We start from the raw sequence: 16193 nt of genomic DNA on the forward strand, positions 1-16193 counted from the left end.
CCCAAGCGTTTTTTTTATTCAGAGGAATCTGGTCTTTTAATTTTAATGATTTCAGAAAACGTTTTGCGCCCTGGGTTTATTTGCGAAACGTCAATAGAAATTTTACGAATAGTATTCTCTTGTAAAGGGATTTTTCCATCTGTCTCCAACTTTTTCCATGCTTTGACGTTGTCGCGATAAAGCACCTCTGATAATCGAAAAATATCTACATCTAATTTTAATCCCTCATTATAGGTTTCACGAATTTCCTGTTTCACTTCCTTAATAATATGTTTTTTCAGTTCTTTTTCGCTGACTTTTCCTTTAAAACCATTGACGGTTGCACGAAGTTTTAATTCCACATCAAAATAAACATCCTCTTTGTTCACTACAGGTATTTTTTTAACCTGTAATTTGTCAATACTTACGGTTAATTCCTCTTTACCGTCTGTTCTTAATTTAAAGGTGATTTCACCTCTGTTTGTGTAATTATGCATCCATTGATTACCTCGGGCAGCCTCATCTTTCACAAACCCTTTAAAACCGTCTTTCGATAAAATGCCGACTCCAGAAAAATAGGTTTCTTCTACTTTTTCCTCGTCCGTTTGCCAATCTTTTTTAATGGATACATAAGGTACTGTCACTTCATGATTTGGCTCATTTAATCCAATAACAATTTCTCGTAAATTTTTTGGTTCAACAAACGTTTCTTGTTCTGTTGGGTTGATCGGATTACTTAGTTTTGAGGAAGACAGTGAATTTTTTAATATTGGTGAGACAAGGAGGACATCGTGCACTGGATCCTTTGTACAATACATCCAAATTTGATACCTTGTATCTCGAAAACGAATAAACGTATCAATAACGGGGATAAATCGCTCATTTTCCAGGGCTCTCTCCGAGAAAATTATATATCTCATATGCCCCCAAAAAATTTGTTGGTCAGACGATCGATACAATTTGTAGATAGCTTCCTCTACGGTTCTTCCTTTGGCATGGCCGATTTCAGCAGGGTCAGCATTTGAACTAGGTTGAACGGATTTAGCGACATCAGCAAAATTGATAATTTGTAAATAGACCTCATATTCATCATCAACGTAATCAACACCGACTGCATTGACATAGTACATTCTTTGTGGCTCTGTAATATCCCAGCAACCTGCGAGCAGGGTTGTTAGAAAAATCATCACTATAAATTTGAAGGTTGTTTTCATCGTTTCTCCACTCTCAAGTAGCTATTTTATAATAGTAGCTTGGACAAAAGCTGGTGTTTTTATAAAAAAATGTAGGGGGTATTAATACGTTTTGATTGTTTATAAACCAAGGGGAAAATGAATCGAAGAAAATGAAAAAATTTTTTATTTTATTTGTAACTTTTTTTAGCGGAATACGCCTAATCCATTAGTAGAATACAAAAAACTAAAGCAAAGTAGTAAAATTCACTTTTCACAAAATGACCAGGGCTCACAATCGAGTACCTGGTTATTTTGTGTTTATTGAAAAAAGGACATGCGTTATTTGCATGTCCTCAGTCCTTTAATCGTTAAGCATAGCTTTTAATGTTCGTTTTTGCCAGCCTAGCTTGAAGTAGGCATACTGCATAATAAAATGTACACAGAAGGTAATTGGGTAGGCTAACCATACACCATTTAGGTCTAGTGAAGTGTGGTGAGATAGTAGGAAGGCTAATGGTACCTCAACTACCCAAATCGTAATAACTAAGAAGATTGTAGGCCATAAAACGACACCTGTTGCACGCATCGTAGCTGAAACCGTTTGTGTATGACCGAAAATTAAATAACTCCAAAATGCGATATATAAATAATTTTTGGCAATGAGCACAGTATCATGTGAATCGATAAAGAAGGCCAAAATTGGCTCAGCAAATAGATACATAATAAGTATAATGGCGCCTCCTAAAAGATAATTGATACGTACGCCCATTTGGCGAATTTTTTTAATCATCTCTGTAGAATTTGCACCTAATGCCTGTGCGACAAATACAGATGTAGCAATGGCAATACTCATCGCAGGTACCTGTGCATAGCTAGCTACCTGATTAACAACGCCGTAAGCCGCCGTCGCATTGGAGCCATAGACGTTGACAAAGCCAATGACAGCAATTTCTGCGACAGAGATAGCGACCATACTAATACTAGATGGGATAGCTAGCTTTAATAATGAAGCTAAAATATCTTTCTTCCATTTAAAATGCTGTAAAATAGATTTGTCTAAACGCAGTAAATGCTTTGTTTTATGCAAATACGCCAGTAACAGAATCATTGTTACTAGGTTTGATAAAACTGATGCATAAGCGGCACCATTTAAGCCAAAGGCAGGTAAGCCAAACCAACCGAACAGTAGTGGGGGAAGGAAGGCGATATTTAATACAACACTAATAACTAAAAATAGAAATGGTGTTTTCGAATCACCAACTCCACGCATAAAGGTTGTATACACCATATACCAGAACATAATTGGTAATGTGAAGAATAAAATTTGGGCATAGCTAATACTCATGTCTAAGATATTTGCTGGTGTTTGCATAAAACGTAAAATCCACTCAATAAAAAAGCCGCCAAAGATCGCCACTACAATGGATAAAATCGTTGTGAAGGCGAGAGTTACTCCAACAACTTCCTTCATCTTAGCATGATTACCAGCCCCGAATGTTTGCCCGACTAAGATGGAGCTACCTGATCCAATGCCAATGGCAAATGCCATTAAAAAGAAGAAAAATGGGAAAAAGGCTGAAATCGCTGCTAGTGCATCGACACCTAAATTACGGCCCACTAAAAACATAGCAAAAACTTGGCCAACGGATTGCAGGACATTCGCCAACATAACAGGAATTAAAAAATTAAAAAAGGCTTTCTTAAGTTTTTGATCGTCTTGTAACATTTGTGCATTCATCAGTATGTTCCCCTTGAGTTTTAATAACCCATTTCTTTTAAGATTCGTGACAATGTGCGCAGTCGTTCACCGATTAGCTCACCATCATTATTTAACGCTTGCTGAAAAAGTTGAATATCTTCATTGATTTGCTCATTTTCCGTGCAAACTTCCACAGTCATGGCATCTCCCTGTAAACCTACACGCTTAATCACAGGATTTTCCTCATCATATAAATGCTCGAAGCGATAGGCCTCTTTAAAATGGAGTTGCGCCTCACACACTAAAATAGCAAGGTCGAGCACACGATGTAGGGGAAGTTCTTCTGATTGACGAGACCATTTGCCACCCGTATGGCGCCAAACTTTTGCTGAAATATCCACCTTACCTCTGTCATTCCACTGTGCTAAACCGAGAGAAAGCCCTTGAGCATCAGTTTGATAAGCTGTACGTCCATCAATATTGGCATAGTTTTCGGCAACAATTACAGGTTTATGTTTTAAATGTGTTGGGATGTTCATGTTAAAAAACTCCTTATCATTTGGATTTAGTAATTTACTAAATTACTGCTTTAGTAAATTTAGCATTAGCGACTTCATAAGTCAATCCAAAATTAGTGGAGTTAATTGTATGACATTGGCTATGCAATGGTACGCTAGACAAATTGAGGGTTATGATGCATGTTTTTGTGATCCTAAGTTGACCCTGTTTTTTCTGGATGAATCGCATCGTTGTATGGAGCGGTATTATTTATATTGCATATGCAAATCGAAGAAGGATTACGAGATATTCGTATGTACAAGCAGCATGGAGGGATATACAAATTCTAAAAGTATGCTGGATGCTTTGGACTATGTCTTGTGATTTATTCTCATCGCTTACCTTGGAGGAATCGGTTAGGTGTTCATCCAAAAGATCCAAAAGATTTAAATGTAGAATTGAAATAAAGTTGCGATGTTTATAAAAAAGATACGATGTTTAAAATAAAGTCGCGACGATTATAAAAAAGTTACAATTAATAACCCAGGTATTGGCTCAGTGGGCCACGTCCGGACGATGCTAGGTACGTGCTTTCCTTGTAGGTCGCCGTTTACATGCTTCAGGATGAGTTTGGAACGGTATCTGAAACCTTATTCCCGCAAGTTTTTCATCTTGTTCAAGAGCTGTTACTAGAAGATGAATTGCTTTACATTGAGAGAACGCTTGAAAAGCGCCTTGGTAGACCTCAAGTGAAAATAAAACATGCACAAACGACGAAAAGAATATGAAATTGAAGGGAATTTTAGAAACTGCATAAATTTTTATACAGTTTTTTCTTTACTTTCAAATAATTATTTTGTAAGATAAAGCCAACTTCAAAAGTGGCCAGACCACTTTTGGATTCATTCAGTAAGAGACGCCATCAACTGAAGGTGGTGGATTTAGTTTCTTTATAGTAGGTATCCAAACACCTACTGAATGAAGATAAAGCCTTTGGATGCATTGTTTATCTGCGCGAAAGGAAAGCGACAGCAATAATTATTCCAAGGCGAATAGATTGACCGAGGAGTTGATCGTATGGATAAAAAAACCGAACAAAAGAAAGTGTTTTTAGATATCGTCCAACAATTACGACAACTTATTAAAATAGAAAAAATACAGGCTGGTGAAAAGTTACCTTCCGAACGAGTCCTTTCAGAACGTCTAGGTGTCGGGCGATCCTCTGTGAGAGAGGCATTGCGAAGTTTAGAGTTATTAGGTCTTATTGAAACGAGACATGGGGAAGGTACGTTTCTAGCTTCTACACAAATGCATCAGCTCGTAGAAATATTGTCGATGTTTATATTAGAAGACATGAAAAGGAAGCCATTCGCGTTATAAGTTGTACAGAGACTCTGTGAACACTACCAGTGTGGGGCAGTTTTTTTTGTAAAGCTAGAGATAGAAAGTACGATTAATTGTCAGGATGTTTTACGAGAAATAATCATCACGTAAGGAAATCGTCTTTCACTAAAAGTCTGGTTTCAGTTAGCAGTTTATGCCGGTGACCGTTTAAATCGAAACTCAACAGAAGAAGAAAAATTAATCATTCAAACTATGTTGAAATCGTTGCAGCTTGGCTATGAAAAAGAAGCATTAAAAGCTTACGAACAGTGGATGAATGCTGAACAAGGCATTTAGACAACAAAGGGGGAGTAAAACATGGCAATACGTAGCTTATTTAGTAAAAAGAAAGAGGACGGACAGGAAAAGGGATTTCCAGAAGGACTTATGACAAAATGTCCAGAATGCCGTCACATTCAGTTAACAAAGGAATTAGAAAAAAATCATAAAGTGTGTACAAAATGCGACCATCATTTCAAAATGACTGCACAGGAGCGCGTAGCATATTTCTTAGATGAAGGTTCATTTGTTTCAATGGATGATCATTTACAAACAAGTAATCCACTTAATTTCCCTGATTATGTAGAAAAAATTTCAGTGGCTAAACAACAAACGGGATTAAGCGAAGCTGTACTGACTGGGTTAGGTACTCTTGATGGAGAAGAAATTGTTGTAGCCATTATGGATTCTCATTTCCGTATGGGCTCAATGGGCTCCGTTGTAGGAGAAAGAATCACACGTGCCGTTGAAAAAGCTATTGAATTACGTGTACCGGTTATTATTTTTACTGCTAGTGGTGGAGCGCGCATGCAAGAAGGTATTCTATCATTAATGCAAATGGTAAAAACGAGTGTGGCATTAAAACGTCATAGTGAAGAAGGACTATTATTTATTTCGATCATGACGCATCCTACATACGGTGGCGTTTCAGCAAGCTTTGCTTCTGTTGGAGATATTAATATTGCTGAACCACAAGCATTGATTGGCTTTGCTGGTCGCCGTGTCATTGAAGAAACATTAAGAGAAAAATTACCAAGTGATTTCCAAAAATCAGAGTTTTTACTAGAGCATGGTCAGCTTGATGCAGTTTTCCATCGGAAGGATTTACGAAATCAAGTAGTAATGCTTGTAAAAATGCATACAAGAGGCGGTGTGCAACATGTCTAAAAATTTAGCTTTTGAAGAACCAGTAATACAATTACGAGAAAAAATTGATGAATTAAAAACGATTGCTACAGAGGCAGATGTAGATATGACAAGCGAAATCGAAAAGCTTGAAACACGTCTAACACAGCTAGAACAATCTATTTATGCCAATATGAAGCCATGGGATCGTGTACAGGTTGCTAGAAATCCAGAACGACCAACAACTTTACAATGTATAGAAGCTATGTGTGAAAACTTTATTGAGTTACATGGAGATCGTACATTTGGTGATGATGCAGCTATTCTTGGAGGAATTGCTCTCTTTGAAGGACAGCCCGTAACAATTGTTGGACATCAACGCGGAAAATCAACTAAAGAAAATATTCGACGAAATTTTGGTATGCCACACCCTGAAGGATATCGTAAGGCATTACGCTTAATGAAGCAAGCTGAGAAATTTAAGCGCCCAATTATTTGTTTTATTGATACAAAAGGAGCCTATCCGGGTAAGGCAGCCGAGGAACGCGGCCCAAGTGAAGCCATTGCTAGAACTCTCTCCGAAATGGCGATTCTAACAGTACCAGTTATTAGTATTGTTATTGGGGAAGGCGGAAGTGGGGGTGCCATTGCATTAGGGGTAGCTAATCGCGTCTTTATGTTAGAGAACTCAACGTATTCGGTTATCTCGCCTGAAGGGGCTGCATCGATCTTATGGCGAGATGGTAACCTAGGGAAGCAAGCTGCAGAAGCAATGCGTATAACAGCACCTGACTTAAAAGAGCTCGACGTTATTGATGGAATAATCCCTGAAATAACTGGTGGTGCACACCGCAATGTTGCGAAGCAAGCATCTTATATAAAAGAATGTATAAGCGTCACACTAAAAGCATTGAATTCTCTAAATGGCGAACAATTAATTGAAGATCGCTATGAGAAATTCAGAAAGATTGGACAATATACAGAAGTTTAAATTCATTTTTAGGTTATTGGATATGTGAATTTGCTCGTAAAGAGATAAAAATTGTTTCTTAAAATAAATTAATATCCTAATGATGGAAGAAAAAAGAGTTGTAGTTTGTAAAAAAGATTGATCAATTAAAATAAAGTTCGATTATTTATAATAAAGATCGATAATTTGTAATATAGTTTGATAAAAATAACTTCGCATTTAAATAAAACCCATTCATTTTGATCAAACTTTTTTCAAAATGCATGGGTTTCTTCTATTATAAAATCAACGTTTGCAACAAACTATTAATCAAACTTTTTTCCAAACCAACATTAAAAACGTTTAAATAAGCTGTAACTTTTCTAGCGAGAAGACGACTACTGTAATAGTAGGATACAAAAACTAAAGCAAGCTAGTAAGTTTCACTTTTCACAAAAAGACCCGGACTCCCAGTAAGGTGAGCATCCTGGTCTTTTTGTGTTTAGAGAAAGAGATTGCCTGTAATTTGCTTGATTTTCATGATAGTATGGAATAAACATTTAGAAATTTCTTACAGAAATATACGTAGGGATTAGATAGTCAGTATGATTAGTGTCATGTATAACAGACAAATTCAACAATTACTGCGGTATTTGTGTCATTAAACAAAGGGGTGAATAAGGATGGAAGTAGTATATTTTGCAGGTGGTTGCTTATGGGGAGTTCAAGCTTTTATAAAAACCTTACCAGGCGTTGAATTTACAGAGGCAGGAAGGGCCAATGGTACAAGCTATACTCTTGAGGGTGATTACGATGGGTATGCTGAATGTGTAAAAACAGGATTTGATCCGTCCGTTGTAAGTATCCAGGAATTAATGGGATATTTTTTTGAAATTATTGATCCTTATAGTTTGAATAAACAAGGACAAGATGTTGGCAAGAAATACAGAACGGGAGTTTATAGTGAAAAACCTGAACACTTACTAGAGGCGAAGGCGTTTATTGGTGAGAGAAATGATTATGATTTGATCGTTGTTGAAGTATTACCTCTAACAAATTATGTGAGAAGTGCAGAAGAACATCAAGATAGGTTAGCAAAATGTCCAAATGATTATTGTCATATTCCAGAAGAACTATTAAATAAGTATAAGTAAGATAGATTATTAGTTTGGGAGGCGAAAAATTGACTACTACTTATGTAAATTGGGGAGAATCAAAAGTTAAATTAACTTGGGAAAAAAATAACTTACTGCCCCCATATCATTTAATAACAAGTGTCCACGGCTTTTGTTTTCAAGAGGATCAATTATTATTGGTGGATGTAAATGATAGAGGATGGGATTTTCCAGGAGGACATATTGAAACTGGTGAAAGCCCAGAAGATTGCTTTAAACGGGAAGCGCGGGAAGAGGGCTATGTGGAAGGCGAATGTAAGTTGTTAGGACACATCATCGTTGACCATAGTGAAAATCCATTATGGACAGAAAGCAGTTCCTATCCCAAAATTGGCTTTCAAATATTCTACAAAATGACTATAACAAATCTGCTCCCATTTGAAGGGGAATTTGAATCTGCTCAACGGATGTTTGTAAATCCGAATGATATTGCCTCTTATTATCACAAATGGAACATTCTTTATAAGGAAATAGTAGATTGTGCAATACAATAAAGACCCTCGGATCTATTAAATATACATGGAGCCTTAAGCGCTCGAATTTAAATGGAAGTTCCAAATTGGTGATGAAGGATGCAGTATTTTTAGAATAATGAAACTTTTACTAATGGGGTGCGTAAGGAAAGAAAGAAGGTGGTTTTAGAATGAATCCAAAACATTTTGTTATGATGGTTATTGCATTTATTGTAGAATTTGCCCTAACTTATTGGATTGCCTCCGTATTTTCTGTCAGGTTTATTGAAGTCATGTTTTTCACAGGGGCTGCCTTTACATTAGGAATGCTCTACTTTACAAGTAGTGGTGGAGCTATGACAAGATTTTTTGCAGCTCAATCTGGAGCCGTAACAGGCATCATCCAGGAGCGAGACCGATTTCAATTTAAAGTGGGTCCTGTATTTATAGCATCACTTATATTTGTACTAATAGGTTTAGTGTTCTTTATCTTACTTGTTACAGGTATCATCCCGCCGCAGAAATGATAATATGTAAGGGAAATCAAGATAGTCTCTAGACTGTCTTGATTTTTTTAGGGGGAAAATAGGTTGTTCAGATTCTGTATAAGTAGGCTTGGTAGAATAGGAGGTTATGGGATTACTTTTAGATTTAGGAGGTGTTATGATCATTCACTATGAAACATAGAAAAATAGCTGTCATCATTATACTGTTTATAGTCTTCTTAACAGGTTCTCGTATTTTATGGCTTCATTCATTTACCCAGCCAGATCAACCATATGCCATGAAAGGGCAAATGGATGTCCGTAATTTTGATTTTCATCAAAGTGCATTAACACTTGATGGCGAATGGTCCTTCTATCCATCGCAATGGTTGATGGAAAATCATTCTTCCAACCAAACATACATACAAGTCCCATATGGTTGGGACAAAGTTTTTCAGGAAGGGGAGCAAAGCCCATTTGGATATGGCTCTTATCATCTAAAAATACTGGTTAATACAGATGAGACAAAAACCTTTAGTATAAGAGTACCAAGTATTCGCAGTGCTGCAGAAATATATGTGAACGATCGCTTAATTGCGAAATCAGGAGAACTAGGTGAAAATAGAGCACAAACGGTGGCTAAAAATGTACCGTTTACAGCCTCATTTGAGACAAATGGTGAAAGTGAAATCGAACTGATTATTCAAGTAGCCAACTTTCAAGATCCTCGTAATGGGGGAATTGTACGTTCTATAAAATTTGGACAAGAAGATGTGATCAATCGGGAGACTCAATTGTCCGTCACAATGCAGCTATTAGTGGCAGTTGTTTTAGTCTTGCATGCCATTTACTCTGTTATTCTCTATTTAGTTGGAAATAAAGATAAACGCTTACTATTCTTTTCAATCTTAACCGTAAGTATCATGTTTTATTATTTATTAGGAAGTGATGATAAACTTCTTTCATTTTGGTTTCCAATAAATTATGATTGGGGATTTATATTAGTCCATCTTTCTATGGTGGGCATTGGCTACTCATTACTGCAATGTATAGATCACTGGCTACCGCCACATTTACAGCTCTATAAACGTGTGTACACTTTTTTCTGCATTGTAGCGATCTTATTAGCCTTTACTTTACCTATACGTTATCTTGTTTCCATGCAAGCTTTTTATATTGTTCTTTTAGGGGCTCCAATAGTTATTACTTTAATCTTGATGATTGGAAAATCAATAAAGGATATTCGCGGGAATGTTTTTATTTTATTAGGGATAGTGGCCTTTGTGAATAGTATGATTTGGGATGTCATGTTGCTAATTACAGGAATAAAAGTCATTTCTTATCCATTTGATTTGATTGTGACAATTGCCTGTTTAGCGACATTGTGGTTTAAGGATTACGCAAAGGTACATGCCGATACGAAGGAGCTTGCTCATAAATTGCAAGAGACTGATAAAATCAAGGATGAATTTTTGGCAAGTACCTCTCACGAATTACGTAATCCACTTCATAGCATCATCAATATGTCAAAAGCAGTACTTGATCGTGAAGCCAATATGTTAACTACAAAAAGCGTGAGTGATTTAGAAACTGTCCTGTCCGTTGGTAATCGAATGTCTTTGTTGTTAAATGATTTGCTGGATGTCATGAGCTTGAAAGACGATACACAAAAATTACAACTAAGTATGGTTTCCATTCATTCTATTGTTGTAGGTGTATTTGATATGCTGCGCTTTATGATTGAAGGGAAGCCTGTTCAGTTCGTCCTGAAAATACCAGAAGATTTTCAAAGAGTGCTGGCTGATGAAAATCGTGTGATTCAAATAGTCTTTAATTTAGTGCATAATGCTGTGAAATTTACGAATGAAGGGTCGATTACAATTTCGAGTTATACGCGCAATGGGATGGCCAATATCGTTATTACAGATACAGGCATCGGAGTGGAAGATGAAACCTTGCGTCGAATATTTGAACCATATGAGCAAGGTACGATCAGTAAAACTATGGTAGAAGGAGGGTTTGGGCTAGGGCTTAATATCTGTAAGCGGCTCATTGAATTGCATGGGGGGACATTGGAAGTGCAATCCGTTGTAGGACAAGGCTCGACCTTTACTTTTACATTGCCCCTAGCGGATGAATTGAATGTCCAAGAGCCACTTGAAAAGGTACGACAGAGCGTTAGCAAGAGTTCAGAGCGCACAACAAATTTACAAGGTGACTTGGAGCACGATGAGAGTGTGGAGTGGAATCATCCGCGTATTTTAGTAGTGGATGATGAGCCTATTAATTTGCGAGTAGTTGAGACAATTTTAGCAAATGAACCATATGACATTGTTACGGTGACCAGTGGTATAGAAGCGCTAGTATGTATTCAGTCGTACGAATGGGATTTAGTTATTTCAGATGTGATGATGCCGAAAATGTCAGGGTATGAATTAGTGCGTCTCATTCGGAAGCAATTCTCCATCACCGATTTACCTGTATTATTACTGACAGCGCGTAGTCAACCCCAGGATCTTGAAAATGGTTTTTTAGCAGGTGCGAATGATTATGTGACCAAGCCTGTCGATGCTCTAGAGCTACGATCACGAGTAGCGGCATTAATAAAGGTGAAGCGATCCATTCAGGAACGTCATCGTATGGAGGCTGCCTGGCTGCAGGCACAAATTGAGCCTCATTTTCTTTTTAATACGTTAAATGCCATTTTAACGTTGAGTGAAATGGATAGTGAACGAACAAGTAGATTAGTAGAGGCACTCAGTGATTTTTTAAGAGAATCCTATAATTTTCAAAATGTTGAAGCACTTGTGCCGTTAGAAAATGAACTTACGTTAATTCAAGCTTATCTCTATATTCAGCAAGAGCGCTTCGGCGATCGTATTCAGGTTAAATGGGATTTAGAGGCAACTGCCGATGTGCTCATCCCATCATTAACTATTCAGCCCTTAGTTGAAAATGCCTTACAGCACGGTATTTTAAAAAGGACAGAAGGGGGAACAATCCATATTCGGATTTTTGAAAGTGAATCGCAACTTGAAATTACGGTGTCGGACAATGGTGTTGGCATGGATGAACTACGTTTGTCCCAGTTACTTCAAACAAAGCAAAAGCCGTCCAAAAGCATTGGTTTAATGAATACCCATCTTCGCCTTCAACAGCATTATGGGCAAGGATTGAATATTACGAGTAAGCTTCATGAAGGAACATCTGTTTCTTTTGTAGTACTTGTTAAGAAGCCAGTAAAAAAAGATGCATGATACTTCTATGTGCCATGCATCTTTTCTTTATAGTATAGCCTGTGGAACTTTTGTTTTAAAATGGGTGAATAGATAGCATCCCATAATGACGATAAGTCCACCAATTCCCTGGAGCCAAGACATATTTTCTCCAATAAATAAATAGGCGAGAAGGGCAGTGAAAATGGGATTGAAGTTTAAAAAAATCCCCGATGTTGTCGCGCCTAACTTCTGTACACCTATATTCCAAAATACCATACAAACAACCGTGGAGATAATGCCGGTATATAGCATGGAAAGAATGAAAGATGTATTGACATTCGTGAAGGTAAAATCTGTAGTTGTAAATGGTAGGAGCAGTAGCACACCAAATATCCCTGCATACAAAGTAGCCATTAATGGGGAGGTTGTTTGCATAGCCCATTTGCTACATACGGAATACAGTCCCCAAACACACACGGCTGCCAGCATCCATAGATCGCCTGTATTCAATTGGAAATCTAGCAACAGCTGCAAATCTCCTTTTGAAAGAACTAGAACTACCCCGAACAATGATAAAACCATTGCCGATAACTGCCATTTAGTTATTTTTTCTTTCAACAAGACAAACGAAAAAAGGGCAATGGATATTGTATTCATAGTAGAAATAAGCCCAGCATTAGTAGATGTCGTACGCTCTAATGCTAAAAATTGAAAAATATTAAAGAAAGCAACCCCTGTAACACCCATTAAAAGTAACGGGACAATGGCTTGTTTTGGGGGAACTAATTTTTTTTCTTTCCACCAAACCAAAGGGACAAGGACAATGATGGCAATTAACCATCTAACCATTGTCAATGTCATAGGAGAAGCATGAGCAACAAGCGTCTTGGCAACAACAAAATTCCCTCCCCATAGTAAACTTGTGACAAGCATTAGACCCATATACAATTTAACCAAATCTCGTAACACCCCTCTTAACCTTATGTATATTAAGAATCATAGCATTAACAGTTGTTTGGCTGTATAATATTTTGTGAAAGTGATTAAATTCGAAATAAATTAAAGTATATGGGGTTTTATTTGAATAATCTTCGGAAAAGAAGCTCTGTGGATACGTCGCGAAAAATAATCAAAAGGGGAGTCATCAATGGAGGATAGCAAAAATAAAGAACTAGACAGTATGGATCTTCAAATTTTAGATATTTTGCAGAGAGAGGTTCATATTAGTAATGCCGAATTGGCTAGACGTGTCAACTTATCGCCACCAGCGACTCATACAAGAGTCAAACGATTGGAAAACGAAGGCTACATCGATCAGCAGGTCGCTATTTTAAATCAGGAAAAACTGGGCTTTGATTTACTGTGCTATGTTTTTATGAGTACGGATATCCATCAAGCGAAGGAAATAGAGGAATTGGAAGCAAGCTTAAAAACGATGACAGAAATATTGGAATGTCACTGTTTAACAGGTGCCTATGATTATTTATTAAAAATCGTCATTCGAGATCGTCAAGAATTGAATCAATTTATTCGGAAATTAAATAAGTTAGGCATCTCTAGAATTCAAACAAATTTATCGTTGCGGGAAATCAAATATTCCACGGTGTTACCCTTATAAAAACACAGCAAGTGTGAGTGATCTACTCATGCTTGCTGTGTTTTTTATCATACATCTATAGAAATGTATATAATTAAACCTGTATCGTTTAAACTTATTGGTAACTACTAGGTTGCTTATTGTTGACACGCAACCTGAAAGTTGCCTATAATCGATTTATGAAATGGGACAAAGACGCTATATTTAAAGCACTTGCAGACTCTACTCGGAGGCTTATAATTGACGAACTATGTGAACGAAATGAAATGACCTTATATGAGTTGACGGTTCGTCTACTTATGAAGTATGAGCTTTCCATAACGAGACAAGCAATTGCTAAACATCTTGCTGTTTTGGAGGGGGCAGGGCTTGTCACTTCCAGGCGGAAGGGCAAATATCGAGTTGTTAGGTTTAACAATGAGCCACTTAAAGATTTATTAAAAGGATGGGTAGAGTAACTTTTCGAACATCATACACTAGGGCGGACAAGTATTTTGCGCCAACTAGCAGAGGAGGCTATTCAAATGAACATTATCGTGAACAGTATATTTGTAACAGACCAAGCAAAGGCATTGTCATTTTATACAGAAAAGCTTGGATTTGTTAAAAAGGAAGATGAACCATTAGGAAAACATAGATGGCTGACGCTTGTATCGCCAGATGATCAAGGTGGAACTGAGCTTTTACTAGAGCCGGATGAGCACCCTGCCGCAAAGGATTATCAAAAGAGAATCTTCGCTGAAGGTATTCCTGCAACGATGTTTGGTGTTGGAGATATTCACGAAGAGTACAAGCAATTATTAGAAAAGGGCGTGGAATTTACAATGGCGCCAACAAAAGTGGGCGCCGTCACAATAGCTGTCTTGGATGATACTTGTGGCAACCTTATTCAGATTATCCAAAAATAATTCATGATGAAAGCGTGTTTTGAGTCATTTCAAAACACGCTTTTTATTTATTCATGTATTGCTAAACCTCGGTCATTTTCAAACAAATCGAGGTTTTCTTTTGGTTGTGCATTTACGGTTTGTTCTTTAGCTTCAGCTTCTTCGCTTGGCGGTGCTTCTTCCGATGAACAGGCTGCTAAAGCAAATAGTAATAGTAATACCAAACTAAATGACAGTAATTTCTGCATGAGGCAAATCTCCATCCATAAATCGTTGATATGAATATTTTGCACATTTTCATACAGAATATGTTTAGTTTACTGTTATTTTTTAAACAACGGTATTGCTAATAATTTTGTTAAATCCGTTAGTAGTGGCAGCATTCATAAGCCTTTGAATAGCCTGCACTGCATTATCTGAGAATATGTACCAGCTATTTTCATCAAAATTATGGAGAAGATATTCTGAATAGCCTTCTAATAGTTCCTCAGGGAATGGGCCATTTAACGTATAAATATCAAACTGCTCAACGCTTTTATTATCAATGCTCATAAAATCATATTGTCCAAGCTTGTAATAAGATCCTGGTGAATCTAGGTTAAAGTGCCAATAATATTCTTTTGGTTCGTCTACTTTATCACCTTTTTGTTCTTGAAAGATCTTATAAATTGCTTTGTTATAAGCATTTCCTTTAATCTCTTGAATAATTCCACCCATTGTCATGTGATATTCATAACGAAGAGTATTTACTTTTTCGTTTTCAAGTAATAGTGGTTCAGTAACTATACTAACAACACCTTGTTTGTAATCAACCTGACTGCCAAAAGTTTCTGCAAAAAAACGAATAGGTAGGTAAATACGATCACTTTTAAGGTATGGCTTTACTTCCAATTGTTCCGTTTTGCCATTTTTAATAACTGTCTTGCTGTCAGGATTTAAAGTAATAGTATCCTTGTTCAAAGTAAGAGTAATTTTGGAATTACTCCACTGAACTTGAGCACCTAAATTTTCACTGATTACTCGTAAAGGGACCATTGTTCGATTGTTTTTTAATTCTGGAGCAGCATCTGTTTTTAGCACGACATCATCAATTTTAATTTGAGTCGTTGCTGCGTCAGCAGGTGAAGCTGCCCATAACATTGATGTTAAAACTATCCCTGTAATAATTTTTTTCATGGTAATTAACCTCCTCATCATCGAAATTTTACCATAATATTCTTATGTATATAATAAAAATTTTACAATTTTTTTATAATAACTACTTTTTTACAACGAATAAGATGATTTTCAAATCGAATACTAAACGTGAAAGGAGGTTTTTTTGTGAAATTTTTAACATGGGGCATAGTTGGTGCAGCATTGTTTGCTGCGATGAAAGGCTACGGGAAATCCAATCAAGGACAGAAGGATAGCTACCAACAAACGACAACACCTGTTCAATTAGTAGCTAATGCAAATCCTTTAACAGCGAATACACCGAAACAGTAAAAGGCAGGCATCACAGCTTATAGATTACTTTGATCTATAAGCTTGTTTTATTTTACATAAAAATCCTATGGTTTTTATATGAA

The 16193-nt window shown here is 36.8% G+C and carries 17 protein-coding genes and 1 pseudogene; 12 read left to right on the forward strand and 6 right to left on the reverse strand.

The features are described from left to right. Nucleotides 1–14: 14 nt before the first annotated feature. The 3 genes from MKY88_RS11035 to MKY88_RS11045 all read right to left on the reverse strand — a co-directional run bounded on the left by MKY88_RS11035 (nt 15) and on the right by MKY88_RS11045 (nt 3392). A complete protein-coding gene (locus MKY88_RS11035) occupies nt 15–1193 on the reverse strand; it encodes a Ger(x)C family spore germination protein (protein WP_340813624.1) in 1179 nt (392 codons plus the stop codon). Nucleotides 1194–1515: 322 nt separating this feature from the next. Next, nucleotides 1516–2892 carry an MATE family efflux transporter gene (locus MKY88_RS11040; protein ID WP_340813625.1) on the reverse strand — a complete coding sequence of 459 codons (1377 nt, stop codon included), beginning with the start codon at nt 2890–2892 and terminating at the stop codon, nt 1516–1518. 20 nt (nt 2893–2912) lie between these two features. Further along, nucleotides 2913–3392, reverse strand: a complete 480-nt coding sequence (locus tag MKY88_RS11045; RefSeq protein ID WP_036225502.1) for a DUF6530 family protein — start codon at nt 3390–3392, stop codon at nt 2913–2915. A gap of 573 nt (nt 3393–3965) precedes the next feature. On the opposite strand from MKY88_RS11045, the gene MKY88_RS11050 reads away from it, so the two are divergent. From MKY88_RS11050 to MKY88_RS11085, 8 genes and pseudogenes are all read left to right on the forward strand, one after another. Continuing rightward, nucleotides 3966–4139, forward strand: coding sequence for a hypothetical protein (locus MKY88_RS11050; protein WP_340813626.1), 174 nt, complete (start codon nt 3966–3968; stop codon nt 4137–4139). Nucleotides 4140–4428: 289 nt separating this feature from the next. Beyond that, a pseudogene (locus MKY88_RS11055) lies at nt 4429–5031 on the forward strand (FadR/GntR family transcriptional regulator). 21 nt (nt 5032–5052) lie between these two features. After that, on the forward strand, nt 5053–5901 hold the full coding sequence (gene accD, locus MKY88_RS11060) for an acetyl-CoA carboxylase, carboxyltransferase subunit beta (RefSeq protein WP_258268638.1): 849 nt from the start codon (nt 5053–5055) through the stop codon (nt 5899–5901). Then, entirely contained in the window at nt 5894–6850 is a 957-nt protein-coding gene (locus MKY88_RS11065; RefSeq protein ID WP_340813627.1) for an acetyl-CoA carboxylase carboxyltransferase subunit alpha, read from the forward strand. The genes accD and MKY88_RS11065 overlap by 8 nt, the downstream gene beginning before the upstream one ends. Before the next feature lie 641 nt (nt 6851–7491). Continuing rightward, nucleotides 7492–7962, forward strand: coding sequence for a peptide-methionine (S)-S-oxide reductase (locus MKY88_RS11070; protein ID WP_340813628.1), 471 nt, complete (start codon nt 7492–7494; stop codon nt 7960–7962). A 29-nt stretch (nt 7963–7991) separates the two neighbouring features. After that, the gene (locus tag MKY88_RS11075; RefSeq protein ID WP_340813629.1) at nt 7992–8477 is read left to right on the forward strand and encodes an NUDIX hydrolase; all 486 of its coding nucleotides are present in this window, start codon (nt 7992–7994) and stop codon (nt 8475–8477) included. A 149-nt stretch (nt 8478–8626) separates the two neighbouring features. After that, on the forward strand, nt 8627–8962 hold the full coding sequence (locus MKY88_RS11080; protein ID WP_193831870.1) for a hypothetical protein: 336 nt from the start codon (nt 8627–8629) through the stop codon (nt 8960–8962). A gap of 149 nt (nt 8963–9111) precedes the next feature. Continuing rightward, nucleotides 9112–12177: a hybrid sensor histidine kinase/response regulator gene (locus MKY88_RS11085; protein WP_328200984.1), complete on the forward strand. Its 3066-nt coding sequence runs from the start codon at nt 9112–9114 to the stop codon at nt 12175–12177. Nucleotides 12178–12204: 27 nt separating this feature from the next. On the opposite strand, the gene MKY88_RS11090 is transcribed toward MKY88_RS11085, so the two are convergent. Beyond that, on the reverse strand, nt 12205–13080 hold the full coding sequence (locus tag MKY88_RS11090; protein WP_328201068.1) for a DMT family transporter: 876 nt from the start codon (nt 13078–13080) through the stop codon (nt 12205–12207). Nucleotides 13081–13285: 205 nt separating this feature from the next. Here MKY88_RS11090 and MKY88_RS11095 point away from each other — a divergent pair, with 205 nt between their 5' ends. The 3 genes from MKY88_RS11095 (at nt 13286) to MKY88_RS11105 (ending at nt 14643) form a co-directional block, all read left to right on the forward strand. Next, nucleotides 13286–13756 (forward strand): Lrp/AsnC family transcriptional regulator, encoded by a 471-nt coding sequence (locus MKY88_RS11095; protein ID WP_193831873.1) that lies wholly within the window; start codon nt 13286–13288, stop codon nt 13754–13756. A gap of 158 nt (nt 13757–13914) precedes the next feature. Continuing rightward, a complete protein-coding gene (locus tag MKY88_RS11100) occupies nt 13915–14193 on the forward strand; it encodes an ArsR/SmtB family transcription factor (RefSeq protein ID WP_193833664.1) in 279 nt (92 codons plus the stop codon). 66 nt (nt 14194–14259) lie between these two features. After that, nucleotides 14260–14643 carry a VOC family protein gene (locus tag MKY88_RS11105; RefSeq protein ID WP_193831874.1) on the forward strand — a complete coding sequence of 128 codons (384 nt, stop codon included), beginning with the start codon at nt 14260–14262 and terminating at the stop codon, nt 14641–14643. Nucleotides 14644–14690: 47 nt separating this feature from the next. On the opposite strand, the gene MKY88_RS11110 is transcribed toward MKY88_RS11105, so the two are convergent. Continuing rightward, nucleotides 14691–14870: a hypothetical protein gene (locus MKY88_RS11110; RefSeq protein ID WP_193831875.1), complete on the reverse strand. Its 180-nt coding sequence runs from the start codon at nt 14868–14870 to the stop codon at nt 14691–14693. A gap of 82 nt (nt 14871–14952) precedes the next feature. Further along, nucleotides 14953–15798 carry a copper amine oxidase N-terminal domain-containing protein gene (locus MKY88_RS11115; protein WP_069481266.1) on the reverse strand — a complete coding sequence of 282 codons (846 nt, stop codon included), beginning with the start codon at nt 15796–15798 and terminating at the stop codon, nt 14953–14955. 147 nt (nt 15799–15945) lie between these two features. Between MKY88_RS11115 and MKY88_RS11120 the strand changes: the two genes are divergently transcribed. Continuing rightward, a complete protein-coding gene (locus MKY88_RS11120; protein WP_175423022.1) occupies nt 15946–16110 on the forward strand; it encodes a hypothetical protein in 165 nt (54 codons plus the stop codon). Nucleotides 16111–16193: the final 83 nt, after the last annotated feature.

The sequence above is a fragment of the Lysinibacillus sp. FSL R7-0073 genome, assembly GCF_038009065.1.
Taxonomy (GTDB): Bacteria; Bacillota; Bacilli; order Bacillales_A; family Planococcaceae; genus Lysinibacillus; species Lysinibacillus fusiformis.

Coding starts and splice junctions, on each gene's coding strand:
- MKY88_RS11035 (WP_340813624.1), bottom strand. CDS start 1,193: ATGAAAACAACCTTCAAATTTATAGTGATGATTTTTCTAACAACCCTG.
- MKY88_RS11040 (WP_340813625.1), bottom strand. CDS start 2,892: ATGAATGCACAAATGTTACAAGACGATCAAAAACTTAAGAAAGCCTTT.
- MKY88_RS11045 (WP_036225502.1), bottom strand. CDS start 3,392: ATGAACATCCCAACACATTTAAAACATAAACCTGTAATTGTTGCCGAA.
- MKY88_RS11050 (WP_340813626.1), top strand. CDS start 3,966: ATGCTTCAGGATGAGTTTGGAACGGTATCTGAAACCTTATTCCCGCAA.
- accD (WP_258268638.1), top strand. CDS start 5,053: ATGGCAATACGTAGCTTATTTAGTAAAAAGAAAGAGGACGGACAGGAA.
- MKY88_RS11065 (WP_340813627.1), top strand. CDS start 5,894: ATGTCTAAAAATTTAGCTTTTGAAGAACCAGTAATACAATTACGAGAA.
- MKY88_RS11070 (WP_340813628.1), top strand. CDS start 7,492: ATGGAAGTAGTATATTTTGCAGGTGGTTGCTTATGGGGAGTTCAAGCT.
- MKY88_RS11080 (WP_193831870.1), top strand. CDS start 8,627: ATGAATCCAAAACATTTTGTTATGATGGTTATTGCATTTATTGTAGAA.
- MKY88_RS11085 (WP_328200984.1), top strand. CDS start 9,112: ATGAAACATAGAAAAATAGCTGTCATCATTATACTGTTTATAGTCTTC.
- MKY88_RS11090 (WP_328201068.1), bottom strand. CDS start 13,080: ATGGGTCTAATGCTTGTCACAAGTTTACTATGGGGAGGGAATTTTGTT.
- MKY88_RS11095 (WP_193831873.1), top strand. CDS start 13,286: ATGGAGGATAGCAAAAATAAAGAACTAGACAGTATGGATCTTCAAATT.
- MKY88_RS11100 (WP_193833664.1), top strand. CDS start 13,915: ATGAAATGGGACAAAGACGCTATATTTAAAGCACTTGCAGACTCTACT.
- MKY88_RS11105 (WP_193831874.1), top strand. CDS start 14,260: ATGAACATTATCGTGAACAGTATATTTGTAACAGACCAAGCAAAGGCA.
- MKY88_RS11110 (WP_193831875.1), bottom strand. CDS start 14,870: ATGCAGAAATTACTGTCATTTAGTTTGGTATTACTATTACTATTTGCT.
- MKY88_RS11115 (WP_069481266.1), bottom strand. CDS start 15,798: ATGAAAAAAATTATTACAGGGATAGTTTTAACATCAATGTTATGGGCA.